Origin of the sequence: Ruania zhangjianzhongii (assembly GCF_008000995.1) — a bacterium.
Lineage (GTDB): Bacteria > Actinomycetota > Actinomycetes > Actinomycetales > Beutenbergiaceae > Ruania > Ruania zhangjianzhongii.
In genome coordinates, this window is sequence record NZ_CP042828.1 from 705,917 (window position 1) to 728,390 (window position 22,474).

The 22,474-nt window shown below is 68.8% G+C and carries 18 protein-coding genes, 1 tRNA gene and 2 pseudogenes; 9 read left to right on the top strand and 12 right to left on the bottom strand.

Annotated elements, in window-relative coordinates:
* Positions 1-11: 11 nt before the first annotated feature.
* From FU260_RS03285 to FU260_RS03300, 4 genes and pseudogenes are all read left to right on the top strand, one after another.
* A pseudogene (locus FU260_RS03285) lies at positions 12-290 on the top strand (transposase); the annotation flags it as partial.
* A gap of 238 nt (positions 291-528) precedes the next feature.
* The gene (locus FU260_RS03290) at positions 529-1,599 is read left to right on the top strand and encodes an IS110 family RNA-guided transposase (RefSeq protein ID WP_147915764.1); all 1,071 of its coding nucleotides are present in this window, start codon (positions 529-531) and stop codon (positions 1,597-1,599) included.
* A 14-nt stretch (positions 1,600-1,613) separates the two neighbouring features.
* Positions 1,614-2,609: pseudogene (locus tag FU260_RS03295) on the top strand (IS3 family transposase); the annotation flags it as partial.
* Positions 2,610-2,720: 111 nt separating this feature from the next.
* Positions 2,721-4,052 (top strand): ISL3 family transposase, encoded by a 1,332-nt coding sequence (locus FU260_RS03300; RefSeq protein WP_147915765.1) that lies wholly within the window; start codon positions 2,721-2,723, stop codon positions 4,050-4,052.
* A gap of 35 nt (positions 4,053-4,087) precedes the next feature.
* Here FU260_RS03300 and FU260_RS03305 read toward each other — a convergent pair whose 3' ends face one another.
* Complete coding sequence (locus FU260_RS03305) at positions 4,088-4,630, bottom strand: TetR/AcrR family transcriptional regulator (RefSeq protein WP_168211629.1); 543 nt, start codon at positions 4,628-4,630, stop codon at positions 4,088-4,090.
* 65 nt (positions 4,631-4,695) lie between these two features.
* Here FU260_RS03305 and FU260_RS03310 point away from each other — a divergent pair, with 65 nt between their 5' ends.
* Positions 4,696-6,522, top strand: coding sequence for an amidohydrolase family protein (locus FU260_RS03310; RefSeq protein ID WP_147915767.1), 1,827 nt, complete (start codon positions 4,696-4,698; stop codon positions 6,520-6,522).
* Positions 6,523-6,535: 13 nt separating this feature from the next.
* On the opposite strand, the gene FU260_RS03315 is transcribed toward FU260_RS03310, so the two are convergent.
* The 6 genes from FU260_RS03315 to FU260_RS03340 form a co-directional block, all read right to left on the bottom strand.
* On the bottom strand, positions 6,536-7,654 hold the full coding sequence (locus FU260_RS03315) for a phage baseplate protein (protein WP_147915768.1): 1,119 nt from the start codon (positions 7,652-7,654) through the stop codon (positions 6,536-6,538).
* A gap of 105 nt (positions 7,655-7,759) precedes the next feature.
* On the bottom strand, positions 7,760-9,106 hold the full coding sequence (locus tag FU260_RS03320) for an alkaline phosphatase family protein (protein ID WP_147915769.1): 1,347 nt from the start codon (positions 9,104-9,106) through the stop codon (positions 7,760-7,762).
* A gap of 73 nt (positions 9,107-9,179) precedes the next feature.
* Positions 9,180-9,854, bottom strand: a complete 675-nt coding sequence (locus tag FU260_RS03325) for a glycerophosphodiester phosphodiesterase (protein WP_187368399.1) — start codon at positions 9,852-9,854, stop codon at positions 9,180-9,182.
* 29 nt (positions 9,855-9,883) lie between these two features.
* Positions 9,884-11,269, bottom strand: a complete 1,386-nt coding sequence (locus FU260_RS03330) for an extracellular solute-binding protein (RefSeq protein WP_147915771.1) — start codon at positions 11,267-11,269, stop codon at positions 9,884-9,886.
* A 78-nt stretch (positions 11,270-11,347) separates the two neighbouring features.
* Positions 11,348-12,301, bottom strand: coding sequence for a carbohydrate ABC transporter permease (locus tag FU260_RS03335; RefSeq protein WP_147915772.1), 954 nt, complete (start codon positions 12,299-12,301; stop codon positions 11,348-11,350).
* A complete protein-coding gene (locus FU260_RS03340; RefSeq protein ID WP_147915773.1) occupies positions 12,298-13,263 on the bottom strand; it encodes a carbohydrate ABC transporter permease in 966 nt (321 codons plus the stop codon). Before FU260_RS03340 ends, FU260_RS03335 begins: the two co-directional genes overlap by 4 nt.
* Positions 13,264-13,492: 229 nt before the next feature.
* On the opposite strand from FU260_RS03340, the gene FU260_RS03345 reads away from it, so the two are divergent.
* Positions 13,493-14,446 carry a bile acid:sodium symporter family protein gene (locus FU260_RS03345; RefSeq protein ID WP_147915774.1) on the top strand — a complete coding sequence of 318 codons (954 nt, stop codon included), beginning with the start codon at positions 13,493-13,495 and terminating at the stop codon, positions 14,444-14,446.
* A gap of 25 nt (positions 14,447-14,471) precedes the next feature.
* On the opposite strand, the gene FU260_RS03350 is transcribed toward FU260_RS03345, so the two are convergent.
* A complete protein-coding gene (locus FU260_RS03350; protein ID WP_147915775.1) occupies positions 14,472-15,443 on the bottom strand; it encodes a helix-turn-helix transcriptional regulator in 972 nt (323 codons plus the stop codon).
* Positions 15,444-15,505: 62 nt separating this feature from the next.
* On the opposite strand from FU260_RS03350, the gene FU260_RS03355 reads away from it, so the two are divergent.
* Both FU260_RS03355 and FU260_RS03360 read left to right on the top strand, forming a co-directional pair.
* On the top strand, positions 15,506-16,732 hold the full coding sequence (locus FU260_RS03355) for an epoxide hydrolase family protein (protein WP_147915776.1): 1,227 nt from the start codon (positions 15,506-15,508) through the stop codon (positions 16,730-16,732).
* Between the two features lie 302 nt (positions 16,733-17,034).
* A complete protein-coding gene (locus FU260_RS03360) occupies positions 17,035-18,438 on the top strand; it encodes an MDR family MFS transporter (protein WP_222847994.1) in 1,404 nt (467 codons plus the stop codon).
* A 4-nt stretch (positions 18,439-18,442) separates the two neighbouring features.
* On the opposite strand, the gene FU260_RS03365 is transcribed toward FU260_RS03360, so the two are convergent.
* Both FU260_RS03365 and FU260_RS03370 read right to left on the bottom strand, forming a co-directional pair.
* A complete protein-coding gene (locus FU260_RS03365; protein WP_147915778.1) occupies positions 18,443-19,765 on the bottom strand; it encodes an FtsX-like permease family protein in 1,323 nt (440 codons plus the stop codon).
* The gene (locus FU260_RS03370) at positions 19,762-20,676 is read right to left on the bottom strand and encodes an ABC transporter ATP-binding protein (RefSeq protein WP_147915779.1); all 915 of its coding nucleotides are present in this window, start codon (positions 20,674-20,676) and stop codon (positions 19,762-19,764) included. Before FU260_RS03370 ends, FU260_RS03365 begins: the two co-directional genes overlap by 4 nt.
* Positions 20,677-20,926: 250 nt before the next feature.
* Here FU260_RS03370 and FU260_RS03375 point away from each other — a divergent pair.
* A tRNA-Arg gene (locus FU260_RS03375) sits at positions 20,927-20,999 on the top strand.
* 111 nt (positions 21,000-21,110) lie between these two features.
* On the opposite strand, the gene FU260_RS03380 is transcribed toward FU260_RS03375, so the two are convergent.
* Positions 21,111-21,869: a hypothetical protein gene (locus tag FU260_RS03380; RefSeq protein WP_147915780.1), complete on the bottom strand. Its 759-nt coding sequence runs from the start codon at positions 21,867-21,869 to the stop codon at positions 21,111-21,113.
* On the bottom strand, positions 21,866-22,360 hold the full coding sequence (locus FU260_RS03385) for a hypothetical protein (RefSeq protein ID WP_147915781.1): 495 nt from the start codon (positions 22,358-22,360) through the stop codon (positions 21,866-21,868). Before FU260_RS03385 ends, FU260_RS03380 begins: the two co-directional genes overlap by 4 nt.
* Positions 22,361-22,474 lie beyond the last annotated feature (114 nt).

The window sequence follows — 22,474 nt, forward strand, 5'->3', positions numbered from 1 at the left end:
GGATGAGCACCATGCCGAAGAAGATCGATCCCGAGCTGCGTGAGCGCGCGGTGCGGATGGTGCGTGAGCACCAGCAGGACTACCCGTCGGTGACGGCCGCGTCGAAGGCCGTGGCCGAGCGGCTCGGATTGGGCCGAGAGAGCGTGCGTCGCTGGGTGGCCCAAGCCGAGATCGACGCGGGCGCCAAGCCGGGCGTGACGAGCGAGGAGCACGCTGAGATCAAGCGGCTCAAGGCCGAGAACAAGCGGCTGCGCGAGGACGTGGAGATCCTCCGCGCGGCAACGACTTTCTTCGTGTCAATGTCAAAGTGATCGTGCCCGATCGGGGTTCGCTCGTTTCTTCGCTGCCCCGGGTTACGAACGGCACTCGGTGGCTTCTCTCCGATGTGCGGCCTCGGTCGGGCGCCCTGTCGGCAGCGGGTGCGTGGCTTGATAGGAGCCTGCCTGCGAGTTTCGCGCTGAATTGAGGCGTGCCCGCCTCGCTGCCGACAGGGCGCCCGAATAGCCCGTCGACGTAGGAGGTCCCTGGATGGTCATGATCGGCACCGACTCGCACAAGCGCACCCACACGGTCGTGGCGCTCGACGAAGTCGGCAGAAGACTCGGCACCAAGACGGTCCGGACCAACGCCGAGGGCCACCTCGCGCTGGTCGAGTGGGCCACACAGTTCGCCGACCACGACGAGCACGGCGTCAGGTTCGCCTTGGAGGACTGCCGCCACCTCACCCGCCGGCTGGAATCCGACCTCTTGGCTGCGGGTCAACGCGTGCTGCGGGTGCCGACTCGGCTCATGGCCGGTGCTCGCCGCAGCAGCCGCGAACCTGGTAAGTCCGACCCGATCGACGCCGAGGCCGTAGCCCTGGCTGCGCTACGTCACCCCGACCTTCCCGTCGCTGAGCTGGACGGACCTGCGCGTGAGGTCAAGCTTCTGTCTGATCACCGTCATGACCTGGTGGTTCAGCGGTCCCGCATCGCTCAACAGGTTCGCTGGCACCTCCACGAGCTGGACCCGGACCTGATGATCCCCAGCCGCGGCCTGCGACGCCAGAAGGTCGTACGTGAGCTGCTGGCGGAACTGGAACGCTTCGACGGCGTCGTGGCCAGGCTTGCCCGGCGACACCTGCTGCGCTGCCAGGAGCTGACTACACAGATCAACGACCTCGAGCGAGAGTTGCGGGACCTGGTTCGTCGGCTCGCTCCCTCGCTACTTGAGATCCCCGGCTGCGGCGTGCTGTCCGCAGCCGTGATCGTCGGCGAGACAGCCGGAGTGCACCGCTTCCGCGACAAGGACGCCTACGCCCGCTTCACAGGCACAGCGCCGGTGCCGGTCTGGTCGGGATCCAGCGCGGGCAAGGTTCGGCTCAACCGAGGCGGCAATCGGTCCGTCAACTGCGCCCTGCACATGATCGCCGTGACCCAGGCCCGCGGCGTCGGGCCGGGCCGGCCCTACCTCGACAAGCAGTTGGCCCGCGGCAAGGACCGCGTAGCCGCCCTGAGGCTGTTGCGCCGGCGCCTTTCCGATGTCGTCTTTGCGGCTCTTCGCGCCGACCTACGTGCAGCCCAGCAGCCCGCCGCGTCGCCTGTTCAACTCGCGGCTTGACATAGGAGCATCGGGGAGCTCGACCCCCGCAACCGCTGATCGCGGCGTTCATCGACGATCAGCGCTCCCAGGGGCACGCGGTCGAGTCGATCTGCCGGGTCCTGCGCGAGCAGGGCCTTCAGATCGCCGCGCGCACCTACCGGTCCTGGAAGCAGGCCGGCCGGACGGTCGCTGCTCGCACTGTCACCGACGCCCAGGTGATCGACGCGGTCCGGGAGCTGGCGTGGACCATCGACGTCCACGGCCGGCGCCGGCTCGCGGCCGAAGGCCTCTACGGGCGGCGGAAGATGACCGCCCTGGTGCGCCGCACCGTGCTGCCCGAGGCTTCGGCGGGCGCGGTGGACCGGGCCATGCACACGTTGGGCCTAGCGGGGGTGCGCCGCGACAAGGGCGTGCGGACCACGATCCCGGCCAAGGACGGCAAGCGGGCCGGTGACCTGCTGGACCGGGACTTCACCGCCGCAGCGCCCAACCGGACCTGGGTCACCGACTTCACCTACGTCCGTACGTGGGCCGGGTTCGTCTACGTCGCCTTCATCGTCGACGTCTTCGCCCAGCGGATCGTGGCCTGGCATGTCGCCACGACCAAGCAGACCGACCTGGTCATGGTGCCGCTGCGCATGGCGTTGTGGCACCGCGACCGCGAAGGACGTCCGACGGTCGTCGGGGAGCTGATCCACCACTCCGATGCCGGGTCCCAGTACACGTCCATCCGGCTCACCGAGCACCTCGAGCTCGAGGGCATCCGGCCCTCGATCGGATCGGTCGGGGATGCCTACGACAACGCGCTGATGGAGACGATCAACGGCTTGTACAAGGCCGAGTGCATCCGCACCACCGTCTTCCACGACGGGCCCTACAAGACCATCGCCGACGTCGAGTACGCGACCGCCGGCTGGGTCGAGTGGTACAACAACAGGCGCCTGCACGGGACGCTGGGAATGATGACCCCAGTCGAGTACGAGCAGGACCACTACGCAGCCCTCAACCGAGAGCCGCAACCCGTATAGGGGCTCATCCCGGTTGTGGGTGTAGCAGGCGTTGGCGTGGCGGTCCCGGGATAGACGTCGAGGTCTCCCGAGGATGAAGGCTCCTACACGCTCATCCTGAAAGACCTCGACGTGCCCGACGCTACCGCCGGCGACCGCTCACGCGCGTTCGCCCACCCAGATCTGACCACCTTCTGCCGACTCGACGAGCTCGGCCTCGTCGTCACCGGCCAACGCCTCGAGTCCGACCGTGCGGTCGTCGCGTGCCGGGTCGCCGAAACCGACCAGTGGTGCCGCCGATGCGGCTGCGAAGGAACCCCGCGGGACACGGTCACCAGGCAGCTGGCCCACGAACCACTCGGCTGGCGACCTACCACGCTGCTGCTCACCATCCGCCGCTACCGATGCGCTGGCTGCGGGCACGTGTGGCGCCAAGACACCTCCCGGGCGGCCGAACCTCGGGCGAAGCTCTCGCGTCGCGGGCTGCGGTGGGCACTTGAGGGGATCGTGATCGCTCACCTCACCGTCGCCCGGGTCGCCGAGGGTCTCGGGGTTGCCTGGGACACCGCTAACGACGCCGTCGTGGCCGAGGGCAAGCGGGTCCTGATCGACGACCCGGCACGGTTCGAGGGTGTCCGAGTCGTTGGCGTCGATGAACACGTGTGGCGCCACACCAGGCGTGGCGACAAGTACGTCACCGTGATCATCGACCTCACCCCGATCCGTGATGGCACCGGCCCGGCACGGCTCCTGGACATGGTCGAGGGTCGCTCGAAGCAGGTGTTCAAGACCTGGCTCGCCACCCGGAGCGACACCTGGCGTGACGGCGTGGAAGTCGTCGCGATGGACGGGTTCAGCGGCTTCAAGACCGCCACCACCGAGGAGCTCCCCGACGCTGTCGCGGTCATGGATCCCTTCCACGTGGTCCGGTTGGCCGGCGACGCGTTGGACCGGTGTCGACGCCGGGTCCAGCAGGCCATCCACGGTCACCGCGGCCACAAGGGTGACCCGCTCTACTCCGCACGGCGAACGCTGCACACCGGTGCTGGGCTGCTCACTGACAAGCAGGCCAGCCGACTACGGGCACTGTTCGCCGGTGATGAGCACGTGCAGGTCGAGGCGACCTGGGGGATCTATCAGCGGATGATCGCGGCCTACCGCCACGAGGACCGACGCCAGGGCCGCGAGCTCATGACCAAGCTGATCGAGTCGGTCAGCGACGGCGTCCCGGCCGCGCTGATCGAGGTCATCACGCTGGGCCGGACGTTGAAGAAGCGGGCCGCCGACGTGCTGGCCTACTTCGACCGCCCCGGCACCAGCAACGGGCCTACGGAGGCGATCAACGGCCGGCTCGAACACCTCCGCGGCTCAGCCCTCGGGTTCCGCAACCTCACCAACTACATCGCCAGGTCCCTGCTCGAGATCGGCGGCTTCAGACCGCGACTACACCCTGGAATCGGATGAGCCCTGAAACGTACCGCCAGCACGAGGGGGCGGGTTCAGCCGTCCTCGCTGAGCAGGTTCGCGATCGCCTCGGTAGCGGTCATCGCCCTCATGTCGACGGCCAGCGCCTGCAGCTGGACGATGAGCGCGCCGCGGGCGAGGAAGCCGGTGAGATCCTCGGCACTCGCCCCGGTGCGCTCCCGGACGGCGCTCAGCGTGGTGGCCAGCCGGCGCAGGTAGCGGGCGGCGATCTCCGGATCGGTGCGAGCAGCGGCCAACGCCTGGATGGAGAAGCTGCCGAGCGTCCCGTCCCCGACCAGACCACGGAACCGTGCCCCCAGCTCCTCGAAGGTCTCCTCGGACCGGGTCTCATCGCCGGTGAAGGCCTGGAGCTCCCGTGCCTCGAGCTCGTCCATACAAGCGAGGAAGAAGTCCCGCTTACCGCCGAACAGGCGGAAGATGTACGGCTGGGAGACACCGATCTCGGCCGCCACCTCGGTGATCGCTGTGGTGGTCAGGCCGTGCTCTCCGAACGCCCTGAGCCCGGCGTCCACCGCTTGAGCACGCCGAACCTCCGCCGTCGACCTTGCTTCTGTCATGCTGATCATACTAGCGTTGTTAGTGACTACTTACTAACTACTCGAGCAACGAGGTGCTGACCCGCATGCCCGGACTTTTCCTGCTCCGCAGCGCCCACGTGGTCACCGGTGACGGCCGCGAGCTACCCGAGGCGGATGTGGTGATCGCGGACCGGCGGATCCTGCAGATCAGCGACCAGCGCCAGGAGGTGCCGGGGGCGGAGGTCATCGATGGCCGCGGCAAGACCCTCATCCCGGGATTGATCGATGCGCACACCCACCTGGATTTCCTCTCCGTGCGCAGCACCGTGCACAGCTGGATCCAGACCCGGTTCGTGCTGCCCCGCGCCCTGGCAGAGCTGGTCCGGCACGGCGTCACCGCTATCCGGTGCATGGCCGATCCGCTCACCCCGGTGCGGCGGGTGCGGCGCAGGATCACCGCCGGGCGCACCGTGGGCCCGCGGATGGTGATCGCAGGACCGGCGCTGACCGCCCCCGGTGGGCACCCCGAGGCCACCCTGGCCAAGGACAACCGGTGGTTGCAGGCCCGGATCGCCCGCCGGCTGGACGGCCCCGAGCAGGCACGCAGGGCGGTGCGTGAGCTGCACGCCGGTGGGGTCGACCTGATCAAGTTCGTCTACCAGGGCGGGGTCTACGGTCCGGACCGGGTCGCGCTGCAGCAGCTGTCGGTCGAGGTCGCCCAGGCGATCATCACCGAAGCCCACCGGCTGGGGCTGCCGGTCAGTGCGCACACGCACTACCAGGACGATGTGGACACGCTGCTCGAGCTCGGGGTGGACAGCATCGAACACGGGGTGCTCGAGCACGACCTGGCCGAGAACGAGGGCCTACAGATGTGGTCGAACAGCGGGACGCCCCTGGTGCCGACGTTGGCGATCGCCGCGCTGTTCGCGGGCCCGGACGGCGAGCTCTACCTCGACCAGGCGAGCCGGAACCTCACCCGCGCACACCGGGCCGGGGTGCGGATCGTCGCCGGGACGGACTCCATGACTGGAGCGATGCCGGCGAACTCGATGCACGAGGAGCTCCGGCTGATGGTCGAGGCCGGGATGACCGAGGCGGAGGCGCTCCGTGCGGCCACCACCGACGCCGCTGCGCTGCTCGGCCTGAACGATCGCGGCGGGATCGCTGAGGGTAAGGCGGCCGATCTTGTCCTGCTCGGCTCGAACCCGCTGGAGCGGATCGAGAACGTGGCCGATATCGACCTGGTGTTCGCAGGCGGGGTGCTCGTGCACCGGGCCCCGGATCGGCCGCGACCGCCGGAGCTGGCGGAGTACTCGGTCACCGGCCCGGACGTCCTGGAGTACATCGACCGCACCGAAGCGACACTGCCCGGCGAGGTGGTGCTGCGTTACGACCGGAGCAGGTTCGCCGCCGAGGGGGTTCGCTCGCTCCTCGCCATCGCTGCCGACTCCGAGGTGCTGCGCACCGAGACCGTCACCTCCGGCACCGACCTGGTCACGCAGGAGTGGACCTGCGAGATCCCGGCGGAGGAGACGAGCCTTCATGCCGTCGCCGGCGCCCGGCAGATCAGCCTGACCGGGACCCTGCGCGGGAAGCCCGTGACCCGGAGCTACCCGCTCCGCGGCCGGACCTGGATGCAGCTTCTTCAGTTCGACCCGGCCACGTTCATCACCTCGACCGAGCAGAGCCTGGCCCTGGTGTCCATCGGCGCCAGTGGCCGTGGTGCGCTGCAGCTGACCGACTTCGAGCTCACCAAGACCGGTCCCAGCAGACCGGACCCGGAGCAGGTCGAGACGGAGCTGGTCATGCCCCGGTGGCGCCGATTCTGGGGAGCAGTGCTGCGCCACGACGCCGGAACCGGCGATCTGCTGCACCAGCACGTCCGCGGGAAGGAAGAGCAGAGTCTCGAGCCGGCAGCCCGCGCCTGACCCACGAGCCGAGTCAGCCCCCCGCGAGGTCGCGGTAGTAGATCGTGCACAGCCGGTCCGCGTCCCCGCTCTCGTGCCCGCTGGTGGCGAACCCGGTGTACAGGCGTACCTGCTCCCGCCCGCCGTGCCCGCGTCCTCGTCCGCGCTCGGTGACGGCGACGTGCAGTCCCTCCGGCTCCCGGCGGTGATGGCCGAGCCCACTGGTCTCCAGCTTGTGCTTCTCCACCTCGCCGGTGCGCCAGTTCACCCGGGTGAGGTGGGCGTTCCCGCGGCCCTCCGGCGGGGGTGGGTTGTCCGCGTTGTGCGCGGTGCCGTCCAGCAGGTAGAGGTGATCACCGAGGGTGGCATACCCCTGGAAGACATTGGTGGCCATCACTTCTGGAGTACCGACGTCGTAGAGCGGCTGGTAGCTGGTCTTCTCCTGCTTCACCACGTCCAGGTCGTACAGCGCCAGCCGGAACTCGTCCCCGGTCCAGTAGCGCATCGTCAGCGTGTGGTGCACCGGGTCGATGTTGCAGGTGTTCTGGGTGGAGTCCGGGATCAGGTCACGGCGCCACAGGGTGTCGTCGTGCTCAGCGTCCAGCAGGGCTCCGTCCTCGAACTGGAACCGGGTCAGCTTGGAGCCCCGGCCCTGACCGTCGGACTCCTTGGGCACGGAGTCGATCTCGGTCCAGAACCACAGATCGTCACCGTCACGCTCCAGGGCCATCGATACGCCGTGGCCGAAGAACTTCAGGATCATGTGCCCCAGGCGCTCGCCAGCCAGGGTCATTTTCGTCAGCGTGAGGTCACCCCGGACCACGCGGCGGTCGTAGGCCTCGTCCCCCTCCTCATCGCCCGGCAGCGGCGTACCCGCCTGCACGATCTGCAGCACGTAGAGGTGCTCCTTCTCCGTGTCGATCACGAACGACTGCATCGCCGTGCGGACCCAGGTCAGGTACTTGTTGGAGAGCAGCTCCCGCCCTGGCCTGGCCGGGTCGAACACCGGGTCCCGCCGGCCCGGACGGCGCAGCGGTGCCGCGGCAGCACCGGACTGGCCGACGCCCATGGCCACCACAGAGAGCGGCACCGCGCCGCTCGCCTGAAGGAACCGCCGCCGGCTCACCCTTCCCGATCGCGCGCGCTGTGCCATGACTACTCTCCTCGTCATCGTGGATAGAACGCACAGGAGAGTAGCGTGATCAGATCGTGACCTGGCCGGTCGTGCTCGGATGAGCGACTATCGACAGGACGGCGCTCAGACCTGTGCCGTCTGCCGGGTGGCTTCCGAGGCGGGTTCCTCGCGCGGCACGAGGACGTCGTGCAGCACCGCACCCTCGGCATCCGGCAGCGCCAGACCGAGCACGGCGGCGAACGTGGGTGCCTCGTCCAGCATGCTCCGCCGGCCCAGGTCCACGTCGGGGCGGAACGCCGGACCGGTAGCGATGAACACCGGCTGCCCGCCGTACCGCGGAGCGTGCCCGTGCGCGCCCACCGGCGCCGGGTAGTCAGCCTCCCCACGCACCAGCACCGGGCGGCGGTTCCAGAGCATCCCGACGATCACGCCGGGCTCGGACTCCACCACCCATTCGAACGGGCCGTCCAGTCCGTAGTCCCGGCGAGCCTCGGCAGCGGTCCAGAACTTCTCGATCCGGTACGCCGGGTCCGCCTCGATCTCGGCCAGCAGCTCTTCCACCTGCGCGCGGCGCTCGGCGGTGATGCCCTCGGCGAGGAACAGCTGCCCGGACAGGCCTGCACCCAGGCAGAACACGTCGTAGTCGATCAGCGAGCCGTCCTCGGCAGTGCGGAGGAACCCGCGCTCGGCGAAGACCGTGTTCAGGTTGGTGTGCTGCTCGGTGTCCAGGTGCCCATGGTCGGAGACCAGGACGATGTTGGTCCGTGCCAGGTCTCCGGTCTGCTCCAGCGCCGCGAGGTAGCTGCCGAGTGTGGCGTCCACTTCGCGCAGCGCCTGCTCCACGTGCGGCCCGTAGGACCCGTGGGCGTGCCGGGCGGTGTCCACCTCCACCAGGTGCACGAACATCATGTCCGGCCGCTCCTCGCGCAGGATCTGCGCGGAGACGTGGTTCACGAAGTCGAAGTACCGGCCCTTGCGTCCCGCCGGGTGCACCAGGTGCAGGTTCGGCAGGATGTACCGCTGCAGCGACTGCTCGTTCGTGGTCTGCCGGTACTGGTCCTCCAGCCCGTCGAACATCGGTGGGCCGGGGATCTCCGGAACCAGGTGGTCCACGTGCTGCTCGTTCGCGGTCACCGGCCACTGCACAGCGGCCGTGGTCAGCCCGGCCCGATTCGCCGCGGCGAAGATCGTCGGCACCCGGATCAGCCCGGCATCCCAGAACCATTCCGACGCATCCCCGCGACCCGGCTGGAACTGCAGGTTGTTGAAGATCCCGCTGGTGGCCGGCGGGCAGCCGGTGGTCTGCGCGGTGTGGTTCGGGTAGGTCACCGAGGGGTAGATCCCCTCGATCTCGGCCACTGACGCGTGGCTGAGGATGCGGGAGAACGCAGGCAGCGTGCGGGCGAAGGGGATGTCGTCGGTGTGCATCGCGTCGATGGAGATGACCAGCAGCTTCTCGGGGGTAGGCATCAGGCCCTCTTTCTCTCGGAGTCGGTCTCGGAATCAGTAGCGGGTGTCCTCGGGGCGCTCCGGGACCACCCGATCAGACCTCAGCGCCGGCCAGGGCAGCCAGCCGCTCGCGGCACCACGCCGGGTCGTCGGCGGTGACCAGGTCCACACCGGCAGCCAGCGCCTGCGCCAGCTCGCCTTCGGTGCGCACCGGCCACCCGCACACCTGCACCCCGGCCGATTGCAGCCGGCCGGTGAGCTCCGGGTCCAGGTGCGCCGACCCGGCGGCCAACGCCGCCGCGTCCAACTGCCGCACCGCGGCCAGCGCTGCCGCCGTCGGCTCCGTGCAGATCACGCCGAGCCGGAGCCGGGTGCTGCGCCGGCGCACCTCGGCGAGGGCGCCGACGTCGAAGCTGGTCAGCATCACCCGGTCCTGCAGGTCCTCGCGCAGCACCAGCTCAGCGGCCTGCAGGGCGGCGGCGGGGTCCTTGATCTCCACGTGCACCTCGGTGCGCACCACCCCCAGGGCCGCCTCCAGCGAGGGGATCCGCTGCCCCTCGCCCAGCTCCACCTGCTGCAGCTCGGCCCAGGTGAGCTCGGCGACCACACCCTGCCGGCGCCCGGCCACGGCGGTGCGATCCACGGCCGCATCGTGGATCACCACCAGCCGGGCGTCCACGGACAGACGCACGTCCAGCTCGATGGCGACTGCGCCGTCCCGGGTGGCCCGGTCGAACGAGGCGAGAGTGTTCTCGGCACAGACGGCCATCGCACCCCGGTGGCCGACGACCCCGACCATCAGATCCCCAGGGCCTCGAGGTCTTCGCGGTTGTCCTCGAGCACGTCCTCATACGCCGCGCGCAGGGTGTCCATCGACGCCTGCACCTCACCGTTGTCCCCGGTGATCGTGCCGAACGACTCGGTGAGCGCGTTGACCCCGGACTGGAACCAGTTCACCGGCGCCACCGTCTGGGCGTTCTCCAGCTGCTCGAGGGCCACAGTGAAATTCGGGTCCTCCTCGTGCAGGGCGACCACCTCGGGCTCGTCCCGGGCCGCCTCCACGATCGGCACATACCCGGAGTTGATGTGCCACCACCCGGACATCTCCGCCGAGCCGAGGAACTTCATCAGTGCCGCGGTGGCGTCCTGCCGTTCCTGTGACTCGGTCTTCACCAGGGAGAACCCGGACCCGCCGGTGGGCACCGACGGCGGCTGGTTGATCTCACCGGGCATGAACGCGGCGCCGAGCTCGAAGTCGACCGCTTCGGTCAGCCCGCGCATCGAGGCCGTGGAGCCGTGCACCGCAGCCACCAGTCCGGTCTGGAAGTCGGTGTGCGCCGACTGTGCGCTGTAGGCGTGGCCGTCCACGTGCACCCACTCCTTCGCGAACGTCATCAGCTCCCGGATCGGCTCCTCGTCGGGCATCACCTCGAAGCCGTTGGACCACTCGCCGTCGAACGCCCACAGCCATGCTGAGGCGTTCCAGGCGCCGCCGCCGCCGGCATAGGCGAAGGTCTTCACCGGCTGACCGGACGCGGTGGCCGAGGCGATCTCCGGGCCGAACTCGCGCAGCTGCGACCAGGTGTACTGCGTGTCCACCGGCAGACCGAGCTCGTTGAACAGCGTCTTGTTGTAGTAGAACAAGGGGTTCGACCGGGCGAACGGCACCACGTAGGTCTCCTCGCCCGCCTTGCCTTCCTCCACGTAGGTCGGCAGGTAGATGTCGGTGTTCCACTCGTCGTCGAAGTGCGGGTCCAGCGGGGTGAGCGCCCCGGCGAAGTAGAACTGCAGCCACTGCATCTCCGGGAAGCACACCATGTCCGGCACCGCCTTGGCCTGCAGTGCGGCGGTGAAGGCGGTGTTCAGGTCCGCGTAACCGCCCACGGACTCGATCGCCGCGTAGATGTCCTCCTGGGAGTCGTTGAACTTGGTGAACAGCTCGGAGACCGCCTCGAACAGGCCACCGGTCCAGGGCGCCCAGAACAGGATGTTCGTGCGTCCGGAGTACTGCGAGGGGATCTCGCCGAGTGCGGCTTGGCCCATGTCGTTGCGCAGGTTGCTGGTCTCGCCGCCGGAGTCGCTGTCGGCCGTGGCGAGCCCGGCGCAACCGGCCAGTGCGGCGGTACCGGCACCCAGCCCGAGGGCGGAGAGCAGGTGGCGGCGGGTGAGGGAAAGATCGTGCACGACGGCGCTCCTTCAGTGGTCATTCATCGGTTGACGTGGTTTGTTCTCGAGTGGGGTGGGCGATCGCGCATCGGGGCGTCAGCCCTTCAGCGCACCGGCGGTCAGTCCGCCGATGATCCGGCGCTGCGCGAGGAAGAACACCGCCAGCATCGGCAGGGCGACGATCACCGTGCCGGCCATCACCGGACCCCAGGAGTCGTAGCCCTCCTGGCTGCGCAGGAACATCAGCCCGATCGGCAGGGTGCGCATATCCGAGGTGGAGGTGACGATCAGCGGCCAGACGAAGTCGTTCCACTTGGCGATCAGCACGATCAGGGTGGCGGTGAGGATCATCGGCCTGCAGATGGGGATGATCACGGTGACCATCCGGCGGAGGTGACCTGCGCCGTCGACCATGGCTGCATCCACCAGCTCGGGCGGAACCTGCCGCATCTGCTGGTAGAGGAGGAACATCGCGAACGCCGAGCCGATCCCGGGCAGGATCAGGCCCTGGTAGGTGTTCAGCCAGCCCAGGTTGGACACGGTGATGTAGTTGACCAGCAAGGTGATGTGCCCGGGCAGCATCAGCGAACCCACCATCAGGGCGAAGACCAGCATCTTGCCCCGGAAGTACACGAACGCGAACGCGTAGGCGGACAGCAGCGCCACCCCGATCTCCAGGGTGGTACCGGCGGTGGTGGTGATGATCGAGTTCTTCAGGAACGCGCCGAACGGGGCCGAGGTCCACGCCTCAGCGAAGTTCTGCCAGGCCAGCTCGCTCGGCAGCCAGGTGAGCGGGAAGGTGTAGATCTCGTTCTCCGGCTTCAACGCCGAGCTGAACAACCAGAAGACCGGCACGGCGAACACGGCGAACGTGAACGCCACCAGCACGTACAGCGCGATCGTGGCTGGCAGCGGGCGGCGCGGCCCGCCACCGGAGCGGCGGGAGGCGCTCCCGCGGCCCCGCGGTGGCCGGGCGCCGGTCGACGGCTCGGCGGTCTGCGCGCGGTCGGTGGCCGCGGGTGCGGTGGGCTTGGGGGCAGTCAGCGTCATGAGTAGTGCACCTGCTTGTTCGCGAATTTCACCTGGACGAGGGTGACGATGAGAAGGAGCACGAACATCACCGTGGCGGTGGCCGCCGAGGTGCCGATGTTGAAGTCGACGAACGCCTGGTCGTAGATCATCCACGGCAAGGTGGTGCTCGAGGTGCCCGGCCCGCCATTGGTGAGCGTGGCGATGATGTCGAAGGTCTGTGCGGCGGCGATGATGCCAGTGACCACGAGGAAGAACGTGACCGGGCTGAGCAGCGGGAGCGTGAGGTGACGGAACAGCTTCCAGCCTCGTGCGCCGTCGAGCGATGCAGCCTCGTAGACGTCCTTGGGCAGGTCGAGGATCGCCGTGTAGTAGATGATCGCCACGAAGCCGAGCCGCTGCCACGCGTAGGCGATGGTGATCGCCCAGAGGGAGAACTCCGAGGTGGTGGTCCAGTGCGGGGAGTCCATCCCGAACATCTCGAACAGCCAGCGGCTCAGCCCGTAGTTCGGGTCGAACATGAACAGCCAGAGCACACCGATCGCGGCGCCGGGCAGCATGTGCGGAGCGAACGCCATCGTGCGCACCAGACCGGTGAACCGCAGCTTCTGGGCGAGCAGAGCGCCGATCGCCATCCCGCCGAACAGGGTGCCGATCACGGCGACCAGCACGAAGATGGCGGTGTTGCTCAGCGCACCCATCAGCATCGAGCCGGGCTGGAACAGCTCGATGTAGTTCTCCAGCCCGACGATCACCGGGGCCGGCTGCACGAAGTCCCACTCGGTGAAGCTGAGCACGAAGTTGTACAGCGTGGGGTAGTAGCCGAATAGGATGATCGCCGCCAGGTTCGGGGCGATCAGCGCCCAGAACAGCAGACCTTCCTTCCGGTTCCGCCGGCTGATCTGTGCGGACTTGCGCTGCGGCACCTTGGCGCTGCCCTTGCTGGGCTGCGGCCGGCGTACCGGCTGCAGGAGCACGCTCATGAGACCTCGTTTCCGTGGGCTCGGCTGGGGCGTTGCCCGGGTGCGGGCGGGCCCTGGTGGTAGACGTTCTCGGCCATCGCCTGTCAGTGAAGCGGGCACAGGTGAGCCGGCCGCGAGCAGCGCGTGACCTGTAGGGGACGGGTGGGTGAACGTCCGCCGTCACCGGTGGGCCGGGTGAGCATTACGCTGGCGGGATGGTCGGATCGTTCCGCGGCCGGGTCGGCCGACGATGAGGCGCGTGCGCGCGTGGGTCGACCCGTTCGTGGTGATGATCCTGGTGGCGCTGGCGCTCGGGCTGGTGCTTCCGCTGCCGGACCCGGTGATCGGCGGGGTCGAGCGGGTCGGCGATGTGGCGATCTTTCTGCTCTTCTTGGTCTACGGCCTGCGGCTGTCCACCCGCGAAGTGCTCGGCGGCCTGAAGAACTGGCGGCTGCAGGGTGGCGTCTTCGCTTCCACGTATGTGCTCTTCCCGCTGCTCGGGCTGCTCATCGCGGCGGTCGCCGAACCGATGCTCGGTGCAGCGCTGGCTACCGGGATGCTCTATCTGACCCTGCTGCCTTCCACAGTGCAGTCCTCGGTGGCGTTCGTCTCGGTGGCCCGCGGGAACGTGGCCGGGGCGATCTGTGCCGCCACCATCTCGAACGTGGCCGGGATGGTGATCACCCCACTGCTGGTGCTGTGGCTGATGGGGGCCTCCGGCACCCAGGGGATGGGCGGGATCCAGGCGGTGCTGCTGCAGCTGCTGCTGCCGTTCGTGGTGGGTCAGCTGCTGCAGCCGTTCCTCGGGAACTGGGTACGGGCGCACTCGGCGATCACCAAGGTGCTGGACCGGGGGACGGTGGTGCTGCTGGTGTTCGGTGCCGTGCTCTCCGCGACCGCCGACGGTGTCTGGCAGCAGGTGTCCCCGCTGATGCTCGTGGCCCTGCTCGGACTGAGCGGGGTGCTGCTCGCGGTGATGCTCGTGGTGACCTGGTACGGCGGTCGTGGGCTCGGCCTGGACCACGGTGACCGGATCGCGCTGCTGATGTGCGGGTCGAAGAAGTCCCTGGCTACCGGTCTGCCGATGGCGCTGGTGCTGTTCACTCCGGCAGTGGCGGCCACGATCGCGGTGCCGGTGATCGTGTTCCACCAGCTCCAGCTCGTGGTCTGCGCGGCCCTGGCGCGGCGGCTCGCCCGCGACTGACCGCTACTGGGGCGGGCGGTGAGGGCTAGGGACCCTCCGGTGCAGCGCCGGCGGCACGTGCGTAGCGCACGCCCAGCGCCAGAACGTGATCGACCAGTTCCGGCGGGTCCAGAACGTCGAAGTCCACGCCGAGCAGTCCCAGGTACACCACAAGCGTGTCCAGCGAGCTGGCGCCGGTGCGGAACTCACAGTGGCCGGCGTCGATCGGTGCGATGGTGCCGATATTCGGGGTGACCCGCGCAGTCATCTCCGCGGCTGGGGCGTGCAGCCGGATTCGTGCCTGGTGTTCCCAGATCGCGGCTCCGGTGCCCGCACTCACATAGTCTGCGAGGTTCTCGGCAGGTGGCTCGCGGGGAATGAACCGCGGACCGGTGGGGACCTTCGGGTCGAGCCGGTCGGCCCGGAAGGTGCGCCAGCCGCTACGTTCGATGTCCCATCCCACCAGGTACCACCTGGCACCCGTGTGCACGAGGGAGAGCGGTTCGACCTCTCGCCGGGTCACGGAGTCGTTGTGGCTGGTGTAGTCGAACCGCAGCCGCTGGTGCTCGCGTGCGGCCGCGGCGATCACGGTGAGCACGTCCACAGTCACAGTGGGCTCCGTCGTCGGCACGGGCACCACGGCACCAGCGAGGTCAGCCACCCGGTGCCGCAGCCGGCGGGGCAGCACCTGTTCGAGCTTGGCGAGTGCCTGGAGCGATGACTCTTCGATCCCGCGGACGGCGCCGGTGGCGGCCGAGCGTAATCCGACTGCGACGGCCACTGCCTCTTCGTCCTCGAGCAGGAGTGGCGGCAGGTTCGCTCCGGCGGCTAGCCGGTACCCACCGCTGCGGCCCGGCCTCGCGTCCACCGGGTAGCCCAGCTCGCGTAGCCGGCCGACGTCCGCGCGGATCGTGCGGCCGCTGACGGCCAGCCGTTCGGAAAGCTCGGCGCTCGACCACGAACGATGCGTGTGCAGCAGTGAGAGCAGACGGAGCAGCCGTGCCGAGGTGGTGAGCATCCCCTGATGGTGGCACGATATGCGGAAGGGAATCGGCCGCATAGATCTCTACGGTGATGATCATGGAAACCCACACAGAGATCAGGCCCTCCCGCATCGACATCCCGCAGGCGGCACTCGACGACCTGCACGAGCGCCTCGCTCGCACCCGGTGGCCTGTCGCGCTGCCCGGCGTGGGCTGGGAACGCGGCACCCCGATCGGGTACCTGCGCGAGCTCGCGGACTACTGGCGTACCGGTTTCGACTGGCGTGCCGAGGAGGAGCGGTTGAACGCCTATCCGCAGTACACGACCGAGATCGACGGGCAAGAGATCCACTTCCTGCACGTGCGCTCGCCCGAGCCGGACGCACTGCCGCTGCTGATGAGCCACGGCTGGCCGAGCACCGCGGTCGAGTTCGAGAAGGTGATCGGCCCGCTCACCGACCCGCGCCGGCACGGCGGCAACCCGAGCCGGGCGTTCCATCTGGTGATCCCGAGCCTGCCTGGTTTCGGGCTCTCGCCCGAGGTTGTCACGACCGGCTGGGGCCTACCGCGCACCGTCGATGCGTACGCGGAACTGATGCGGCGCCTGGGTTACGACCGGTACGGCACGCAGGGCGGGGACATCGGAGCCGGGGTGGCCGGGATGCTCGCCGGTGCCGCCCCGGAGGCCGTAGTGGGGGTGCACATGAACGGACCGACGAACTTCACCAAGCCACAGGCGGGGCAGGAGTTCACCGAGCGGGAGCAGGAGCGGCTGCGGGTGGCGGAGGACTTCGGCACGAACGGCAGTGGATATCTGGCGCTGCAGAGCAATCAGCCGTCCACCATCGCGGTTGCGCTGACCGACTCACCGGTCGCGCAGCTCGCTTGGATCGTGGAGAAGTTCCAGGCGTGGACGGACCCGGCGAAGCAGTTGCCCGAGGAGGCCGTGGACCGGGACCAGTTGCTCGCCAGCGTCACGGCGACCTGGTTCTCCCAGGGCGGCGCCGGTTCGGCGAACTTCGTCTACGAAAGCATGAACGGCGAGCTCGACTGGAGCCCGCCCGGCGCGGAGGATGATCAGCGCCCCGACGCGGAGGAAGAGGACGGGCAGGGCCAGGGCGGAGAGGAGGCCGACTGGGCCGCAGGCCCGTCCGTGCCGACCGCTGTTGCCGTGTTCGCCGCGGACATGTCCGTGCGCGCGCTGATCGACAGCGGCCAGATCACCCGGTGGACCGAGTATGAGGTGGGCGGTCACTTCGCGGCGATGGAGGCTCCCGACGAGCTCGTCGGCGATATCCGCGAGTTCTTCGCCACCGTGCGTTGAGGCTGCGCTGCCGTCGGAGCACAGCTGGGCGTCAGCATCCGACTACGGATCAGAAGATCGGGGGCTCGAGCCCCTCCGTGCGCGCAGGAAGCGATCGGGCCTCAGGCGACCGGGTCGTTGCGCACATCTGAGGTGAGGGCCCACGTTCGTGGGCACACCGAGATCAGGCGTAGAGTGCCACTGCCCGACGCCCCGACCCCAGCAGGTTCGTGTGCACGCGACGGCCACCGCGGTGACCGCCCGGGCAAGCCCCGATGGCGACCTACGCCTCGCAGGATGAACAGCGATGAACGAGGATGTGTATGCCCGGAGCAGCCAGCTCCAAGCCAGTCAACCGCAACGTCGTCTTGGCAGTCCTCCTCTCCGGCGGCTTCATCGCGATCCTGAACCAGACGCTGCTGGCCACGGCCCTGCCGGTATTCATGCGGGACCTGGACATCACCGCGAACACGGCGCAGTGGTTGACCACGATCTTCATGCTCGTCAACGGGGTGATGATTCCGGTCACGGCCTTCCTCATCCAGAAGTTCACCACCCGGTCGCTGTTCCTCACGGCGATGGGTCTGTTCACCGCCGGAACGGTGATCTGCATGCTCGCCCCGTCGTTCGCAGTGCTGCTCGCCGGGCGAGTGGTGCAGGCCTCCGGGGCGGGGATCATCATGCCGCTGATGCAGACGATCCTGTTCGCCATCTTCCCGGTGCACAAACGAGGCACCGTGATGGGCACCTTCGGGCTGGTGATCGCGTTCGCACCGGCGATCGGGCCGAGCCTGTCCGGGTGGATCGTGGACCACTACCCGTGGCAGACGCTGTTCCAGATGATCCTGCCGTTCGCAGTGGTGGACATGATCGTGGCCTACTTCATCCTGCGGAACGTCACCGAGCGCACTTTCCCCAAGCTGGACGTGCCCTCGATCATCATGTCCTGCCTCGGTTTCGGCGGGCTGCTGTACGGGTTCAGCATCGCGGGCGGGCTCGGCTGGTCCAGCCCCACGGTGTTGGTGGCCCTGATCGGCGGCGCACTCGTCCTCGTCCTGTTCATCCGGCGCCAGCTCCGGCTGAAGCAACCGATCCTGGAGTTCCGGGTGTTCCGGTACCGCATGTTCACCCTGAACACGGCGATCGGCATGGTGGTGTTCATCGTGATGATCGGCGGGACGACCGTGCTGCCGCTGTACATGCAGAACATGCGCGGGCTACCGGCGGTGGAGTCGGGACTGGTGCTGTTGCCTGGTGCGCTGGTGATGGGGTTGAGCTCGCCGATCACCGGGCGGGTGTTCGACGCGTTCGGCGCCAAGTGGCTGGCGCTGGGCGGCACCGTGATCGTGACGGTGACGACCTTCCTGTACACGGTGCTGACCGTCGACACGTCCTTCGCCTACCTCGCGATCGTCAACACGGTGCGGATGTTCGGCACGGCGATGGTGGTGATGCCGGTGACGACGGCGGCGCTGAACGAGCTGCCGATGTCCCTGATCCCGCACGGTACGGCGATGAACAACACGATGCGCCAGATCGCGGCGTCGATCGGCACTGCCGTGCTGATCACGGTGATGACCTCCACCGCACTCGATACCGGCGGAAAGGAGGGACTGGTGCACGGAGCGAACATCTCGTTCCTGGTCGCGGGGTGCATCGGTCTAGCCGGCGTCGTGATGTCCTTCTTCATTCGCAAGCTCGACGAGGCGCCGCGCGAACCGGCCTGAACCGCTAGGCGAGCACCATCCGCACCACGCGGCGGGAGGCGAACGAGCCGAGCAGCACCAAGGCGCACGCCCCGAGCACGCTGAGCGCGAACTGCAGCCCCACCTCCGGTGAGGTCACCACGGCCATACCGAGCGCGGGCAGCAGGAACACCAGCGCCGCCCCGGTGGCGAGTGCGACCGCGGCCACCAGGGGCACTGCGGTCTCGCGCAGCCGGGCCTCGTCCAGCACCCGAAGGTCGGTGCCGGCCAGGTGTAGGGCCCGGTACTCGCTGCGCCGGTCGATCACGCCGCCGGCCTGCATCACCCCGGTGGAGACTGCGGCCACCACTCCGGCGATCGCCAGCGTGAGGAACCCGCCGGTGGCCATGTCGGTGAACAGCTGCGCCTCTTCCGGGCTGCTGGTGCCAACTGAGCTGAACAGCGCGACGGCGGCGGTCATCCCGGCGATGAAGGTGGCCAGTGCGACTCCCCCCACGGAGCGCCAGGCGGTCTTCGGGGCGTCGATGATCCGCCGGCCGGCTACCAGCTGGGCGGCGGTCTTGGCGCGCCGGGCGCTCAGCTTCCCCACCAACGACATCACCAGCGGGCCGATGGCGTTCATCATGGCGAACCCGCCGGCCACCAGGAGCACCAGCACCATGATCCCGGCCTGCCCGTAGTTCCAGAGGATGGCGAACGCGGCGGCGAAGCCCACGATCGGCACCACCCGGGACCAGTGCAGCGGGTTCGGGCTGGTGCGCGCCGCCACGCCGAGCGGGGTGATGGCGACCTTGCGCAGGCTCGCACCGGCGGAGACCAGCGCGATCGCGGTGACTGCACCGATCGTGGCCAGGTAGGTCCACCACGGCGGCAGCAGCTCGCCGTAGCTGAACGCGCGGCCCTGGAACTCGATCGGCAGCACCAGCGGGATCAGGGCGAACATCCCGGCGGCGCCGATCACCGCACCGGTCAGCGCCTGTACCGAGGCGTCCAGGATGGTGATCGTGGAGACCTGAGCCGGGGTCGCCCCTGCGAGCCGCAGCGCCGCGAGTCGGGCGTCCCGGCGGGCGACGGCGAGCCGGGCCGCTGCCCCACCAAGGGTCACCAGCGGCACGAGCAGCAGCACGGAGGCGGTGCCGGCGAGGAGTACGTAGAAGCCGTCGTCGTCGCTTGCACCCGGTGCCTGGGCACGGGCGGCGAAGGCGAGGAACCCGCCGACCACCACGAGCACCACGGCAGTGGTCACCGCGAACGCGAGGATCGCCAGGCCACCGGTGAGCCGGTGCGGGTCGGAGTCGGAGGAGCTGCGCCGGCGCAGCAGCAGCCAGAGGTCCAGGGCCGCCTTCATCGGGGCACCGCCTGGGTGTGCGTCGGGAAGGTGGGCGACGGCGCAGCCTGGCCGGGCCAGGTGTTCTCACCGTGGGTGGGCGCTCCCGCGGGAGCGTTCGACGGCGCAGCCTGGGGCGCGTAGGTGACCGCACCTGGGTGGGGCGCAGCCTGGGGCGCGTAGGTGACCGCACCTGGGTGCGGCGCACCCGGGTGAGTGGCTTGACCAGCGGCAGCTCCGCCGTCGGCGGTATCGGCTACGACCCGGCCATCGCGCATCTGCACAGTGCGTGAGCACCAGGCGGCCACCTGGGGATCATGGGTGACGATCACGAGAGCGGCACCGGTGGCCCGGGTGGCCTCGGTGAGCACCTGGAGCACCTCGTACCCGGTGTGCTGGTCGAGTGCGCCGGTGGGCTCATCGGCGAACACCACGCCGGGGGAGCCGACCAGGGCGCGCGCGATCGCGACCCGTTGTGCTTGTCCACCGGAGAGCTCGCCGGGGCGGCGGGTCTCCATCCCGGCCAGGCCGAGGTAGGCGAGCCAGCGGCGGGCGATGTCGGTGGCCTGGGAGCGCGAGGTGCCAGCGAGCATCAGCGGCAGGGCGGCGTTCTCGTCGGCAGGGAGCTCGGGGAGCAGCTGGCCGGACTGGAACACGAACCCGAAGTCCGTGCGGCGCAGCCCGGTGCGGGCGGTCTCGGACAGGCCGGTGAGATCCTGGCCGGCCCAGAGCACCTGCCCGCTGGTGGGCGGGAGTACGCCGGCCAGGCAGTGCAACAGAGTGGTCTTGCCGGAGCCCGAGGGGCCCATCACGGCGACCGACTCGCCCGGGTTCACTGCCAGGCTGACGCCGGCGAGTGCGGTGGTGAGCACCCCGGCGGTGCCGTAGGTCTTCACCAGGTTGTGGGCGGTGAGAGCAGATCGTGTGGTCATGGCATCCAGCCTGCTCGGGTGCCGCCCATCTGGCGTCCGGCTACGGACTGGACCTGCCGACGGCGTGCTCCACCGGTGGGTGGGTGCGGTGTCCACCTGTGGTCGTAGCAGGCGTGGTCACTGCGAGGCTACGCGCGCGGATCTGGCTGGGTGCGGGAGGTGCGATCCGGCACACACTTGCCGGTTTCGAGCCCTGTGGATTGGTCAGCGCTGCCCGGAAGCGGGTACAGTGGTTCGCGGTCCAACACCGGCGCCCGTAGCTTAATGGATAGAGCATCTGACTACGGATCAGAAGGTTGGGGGTTCGAGTCCCTCCGGGCGCGCAGGAATCGGCCAGATCTTACCGGATCTGGTCGTTTTTCGTTTCCGGGCCAAGGATTGCTGCCCAGGCGTCGCCGACCGATTCCGGAAGGTGCTGGTGCGACCTGTGCTGACTAGGTGTTCGGATGCGAGGCGGGTGCGGTCCGCTGGCGCACTGCCGAGCGGATCATGTTCAGCCCGCGTCGGGCTCCGTCGACCTCGTGCTCCAGGCCTGCCTGGGAGACCAGGTGCAGCATATTTCCCAGGTAGGAGGCATCGCGCTTGGAGATCGTCTCGGCGCGCAGGTCGGCGGCGGACAGCAGCGAGGCCAGTACCGCGAAGTCTGCGGCGTGGCGCTGCGCGCCCGGGTCGATGAGAATCTCGCTGGTGGCTGCCTTGCCGACGAGTGCGCCGAGCAGGTTCGGCCGGCAGATCTGGCCCTCCTGGTCACCGACTCTCACCAGCACCTTCTCGGTGCGGTCCAGCGCCTGCTGGGTGCCGGGTGCCTCGATAGTCGTTGCGCCGGTCGCGCCTCGGCGCTTGGATGCTCGATCGCCGAGATGGCGCGGGATGAGGAGATCGAACTGGGCACCGTCTGGGCGTAGCCAGCGGTGTTCGTGACCCGCGGCGCTGCGGCCGGCGCTAGTGAAGCCGAGGTCGAGCAGTGCCTCGGTGAACTGCCGCAGCATCGATCGGTGTCCGCGGATGTCCAGAACCGTATCCAGATCAGTGGTGGGGCGGGTAGGGGACTGGCCCCGCTCCACGCAGTGCAGGTGCACAAGCTGGCCTCCGACCAGGGACCAGCCCACGGGGATGCGTTGTGAGACTTCGAGTAGGGCGAGCCAGCCGGAGGTCTGTTTGGGGACCATGGGTGGCATGACGATGGCGTTCATGCGCGCCCGAGTAGGTGCATGGCTGCCTGGGTCTCCCGAGGGCCGCCGTGGTCGATCAGGTCGGCCGCGCTGAGCAGGCGGGGTGTCGGGTTCGAGGGTGTGTCGACTACGTGCAGGAAGACGTTGGGTCGCTCGTGCTCGGCCTCCAGGTCGAGGAAGTGGTCGTCGGCGAAAACGGCTAGGTCGGTGCGTGCGATATACCCCTCGGCGACCGCAGCCGCCGCGAGGTCGGTCCGTGGATCGCTGAGTCCGGAGGGGAGCAGTCTGGAGTCCTCCCGGATCGATGTGATATCGGCCGGTGCTACCTCGACTCCGATCGCAGCAGCCCGTGAGGCCATCCATGCGCGGATGAGGTCGACCACCTCCTCAGCCGGCCTGGTGGCGATAACGGCGGACTTCGTGCGCAGGCGCGACAGTTGGCTGGCGAAGAGGCCTTCGGGTCGGCGATCCTCGATGATCTCAGCCAGGGCCAGGGCCATCGCTGCTGACATCGGTCGGGTACGACGAGGAGAAGTGAGGCTTGATGAGTCCACGAGCCAAGAGTGTCTCGATCGCTCGCCCCTGACCGATCCGTCGCGCAGTCTGGCGTAGACGCGGTAGCGCGA

Coding starts and splice junctions, on each gene's coding strand:
- FU260_RS03290 (WP_147915764.1), top strand. CDS start 529: ATGGTCATGATCGGCACCGACTCGCACAAGCGCACCCACACGGTCGTG.
- FU260_RS03305 (WP_168211629.1), bottom strand. CDS start 4,630: ATGACAGAAGCAAGGTCGACGGCGGAGGTTCGGCGTGCTCAAGCGGTG.
- FU260_RS03310 (WP_147915767.1), top strand. CDS start 4,696: ATGCCCGGACTTTTCCTGCTCCGCAGCGCCCACGTGGTCACCGGTGAC.
- FU260_RS03315 (WP_147915768.1), bottom strand. CDS start 7,654: ATGGCACAGCGCGCGCGATCGGGAAGGGTGAGCCGGCGGCGGTTCCTT.
- FU260_RS03320 (WP_147915769.1), bottom strand. CDS start 9,106: ATGCCTACCCCCGAGAAGCTGCTGGTCATCTCCATCGACGCGATGCAC.
- FU260_RS03325 (WP_187368399.1), bottom strand. CDS start 9,854: ATGGCCGTCTGTGCCGAGAACACTCTCGCCTCGTTCGACCGGGCCACC.
- FU260_RS03335 (WP_147915772.1), bottom strand. CDS start 12,301: ATGACGCTGACTGCCCCCAAGCCCACCGCACCCGCGGCCACCGACCGC.
- FU260_RS03340 (WP_147915773.1), bottom strand. CDS start 13,263: ATGAGCGTGCTCCTGCAGCCGGTACGCCGGCCGCAGCCCAGCAAGGGC.
- FU260_RS03345 (WP_147915774.1), top strand. CDS start 13,493: ATGAGGCGCGTGCGCGCGTGGGTCGACCCGTTCGTGGTGATGATCCTG.
- FU260_RS03350 (WP_147915775.1), bottom strand. CDS start 15,443: ATGCTCACCACCTCGGCACGGCTGCTCCGTCTGCTCTCACTGCTGCAC.
- FU260_RS03355 (WP_147915776.1), top strand. CDS start 15,506: ATGGAAACCCACACAGAGATCAGGCCCTCCCGCATCGACATCCCGCAG.
- FU260_RS03360 (WP_222847994.1), top strand. CDS start 17,035: ATGCCCGGAGCAGCCAGCTCCAAGCCAGTCAACCGCAACGTCGTCTTG.
- FU260_RS03365 (WP_147915778.1), bottom strand. CDS start 19,765: ATGAAGGCGGCCCTGGACCTCTGGCTGCTGCTGCGCCGGCGCAGCTCC.
- FU260_RS03370 (WP_147915779.1), bottom strand. CDS start 20,676: ATGACCACACGATCTGCTCTCACCGCCCACAACCTGGTGAAGACCTAC.
- FU260_RS03380 (WP_147915780.1), bottom strand. CDS start 21,869: ATGAACGCCATCGTCATGCCACCCATGGTCCCCAAACAGACCTCCGGC.
- FU260_RS03385 (WP_147915781.1), bottom strand. CDS start 22,360: ATGTCAGCAGCGATGGCCCTGGCCCTGGCTGAGATCATCGAGGATCGC.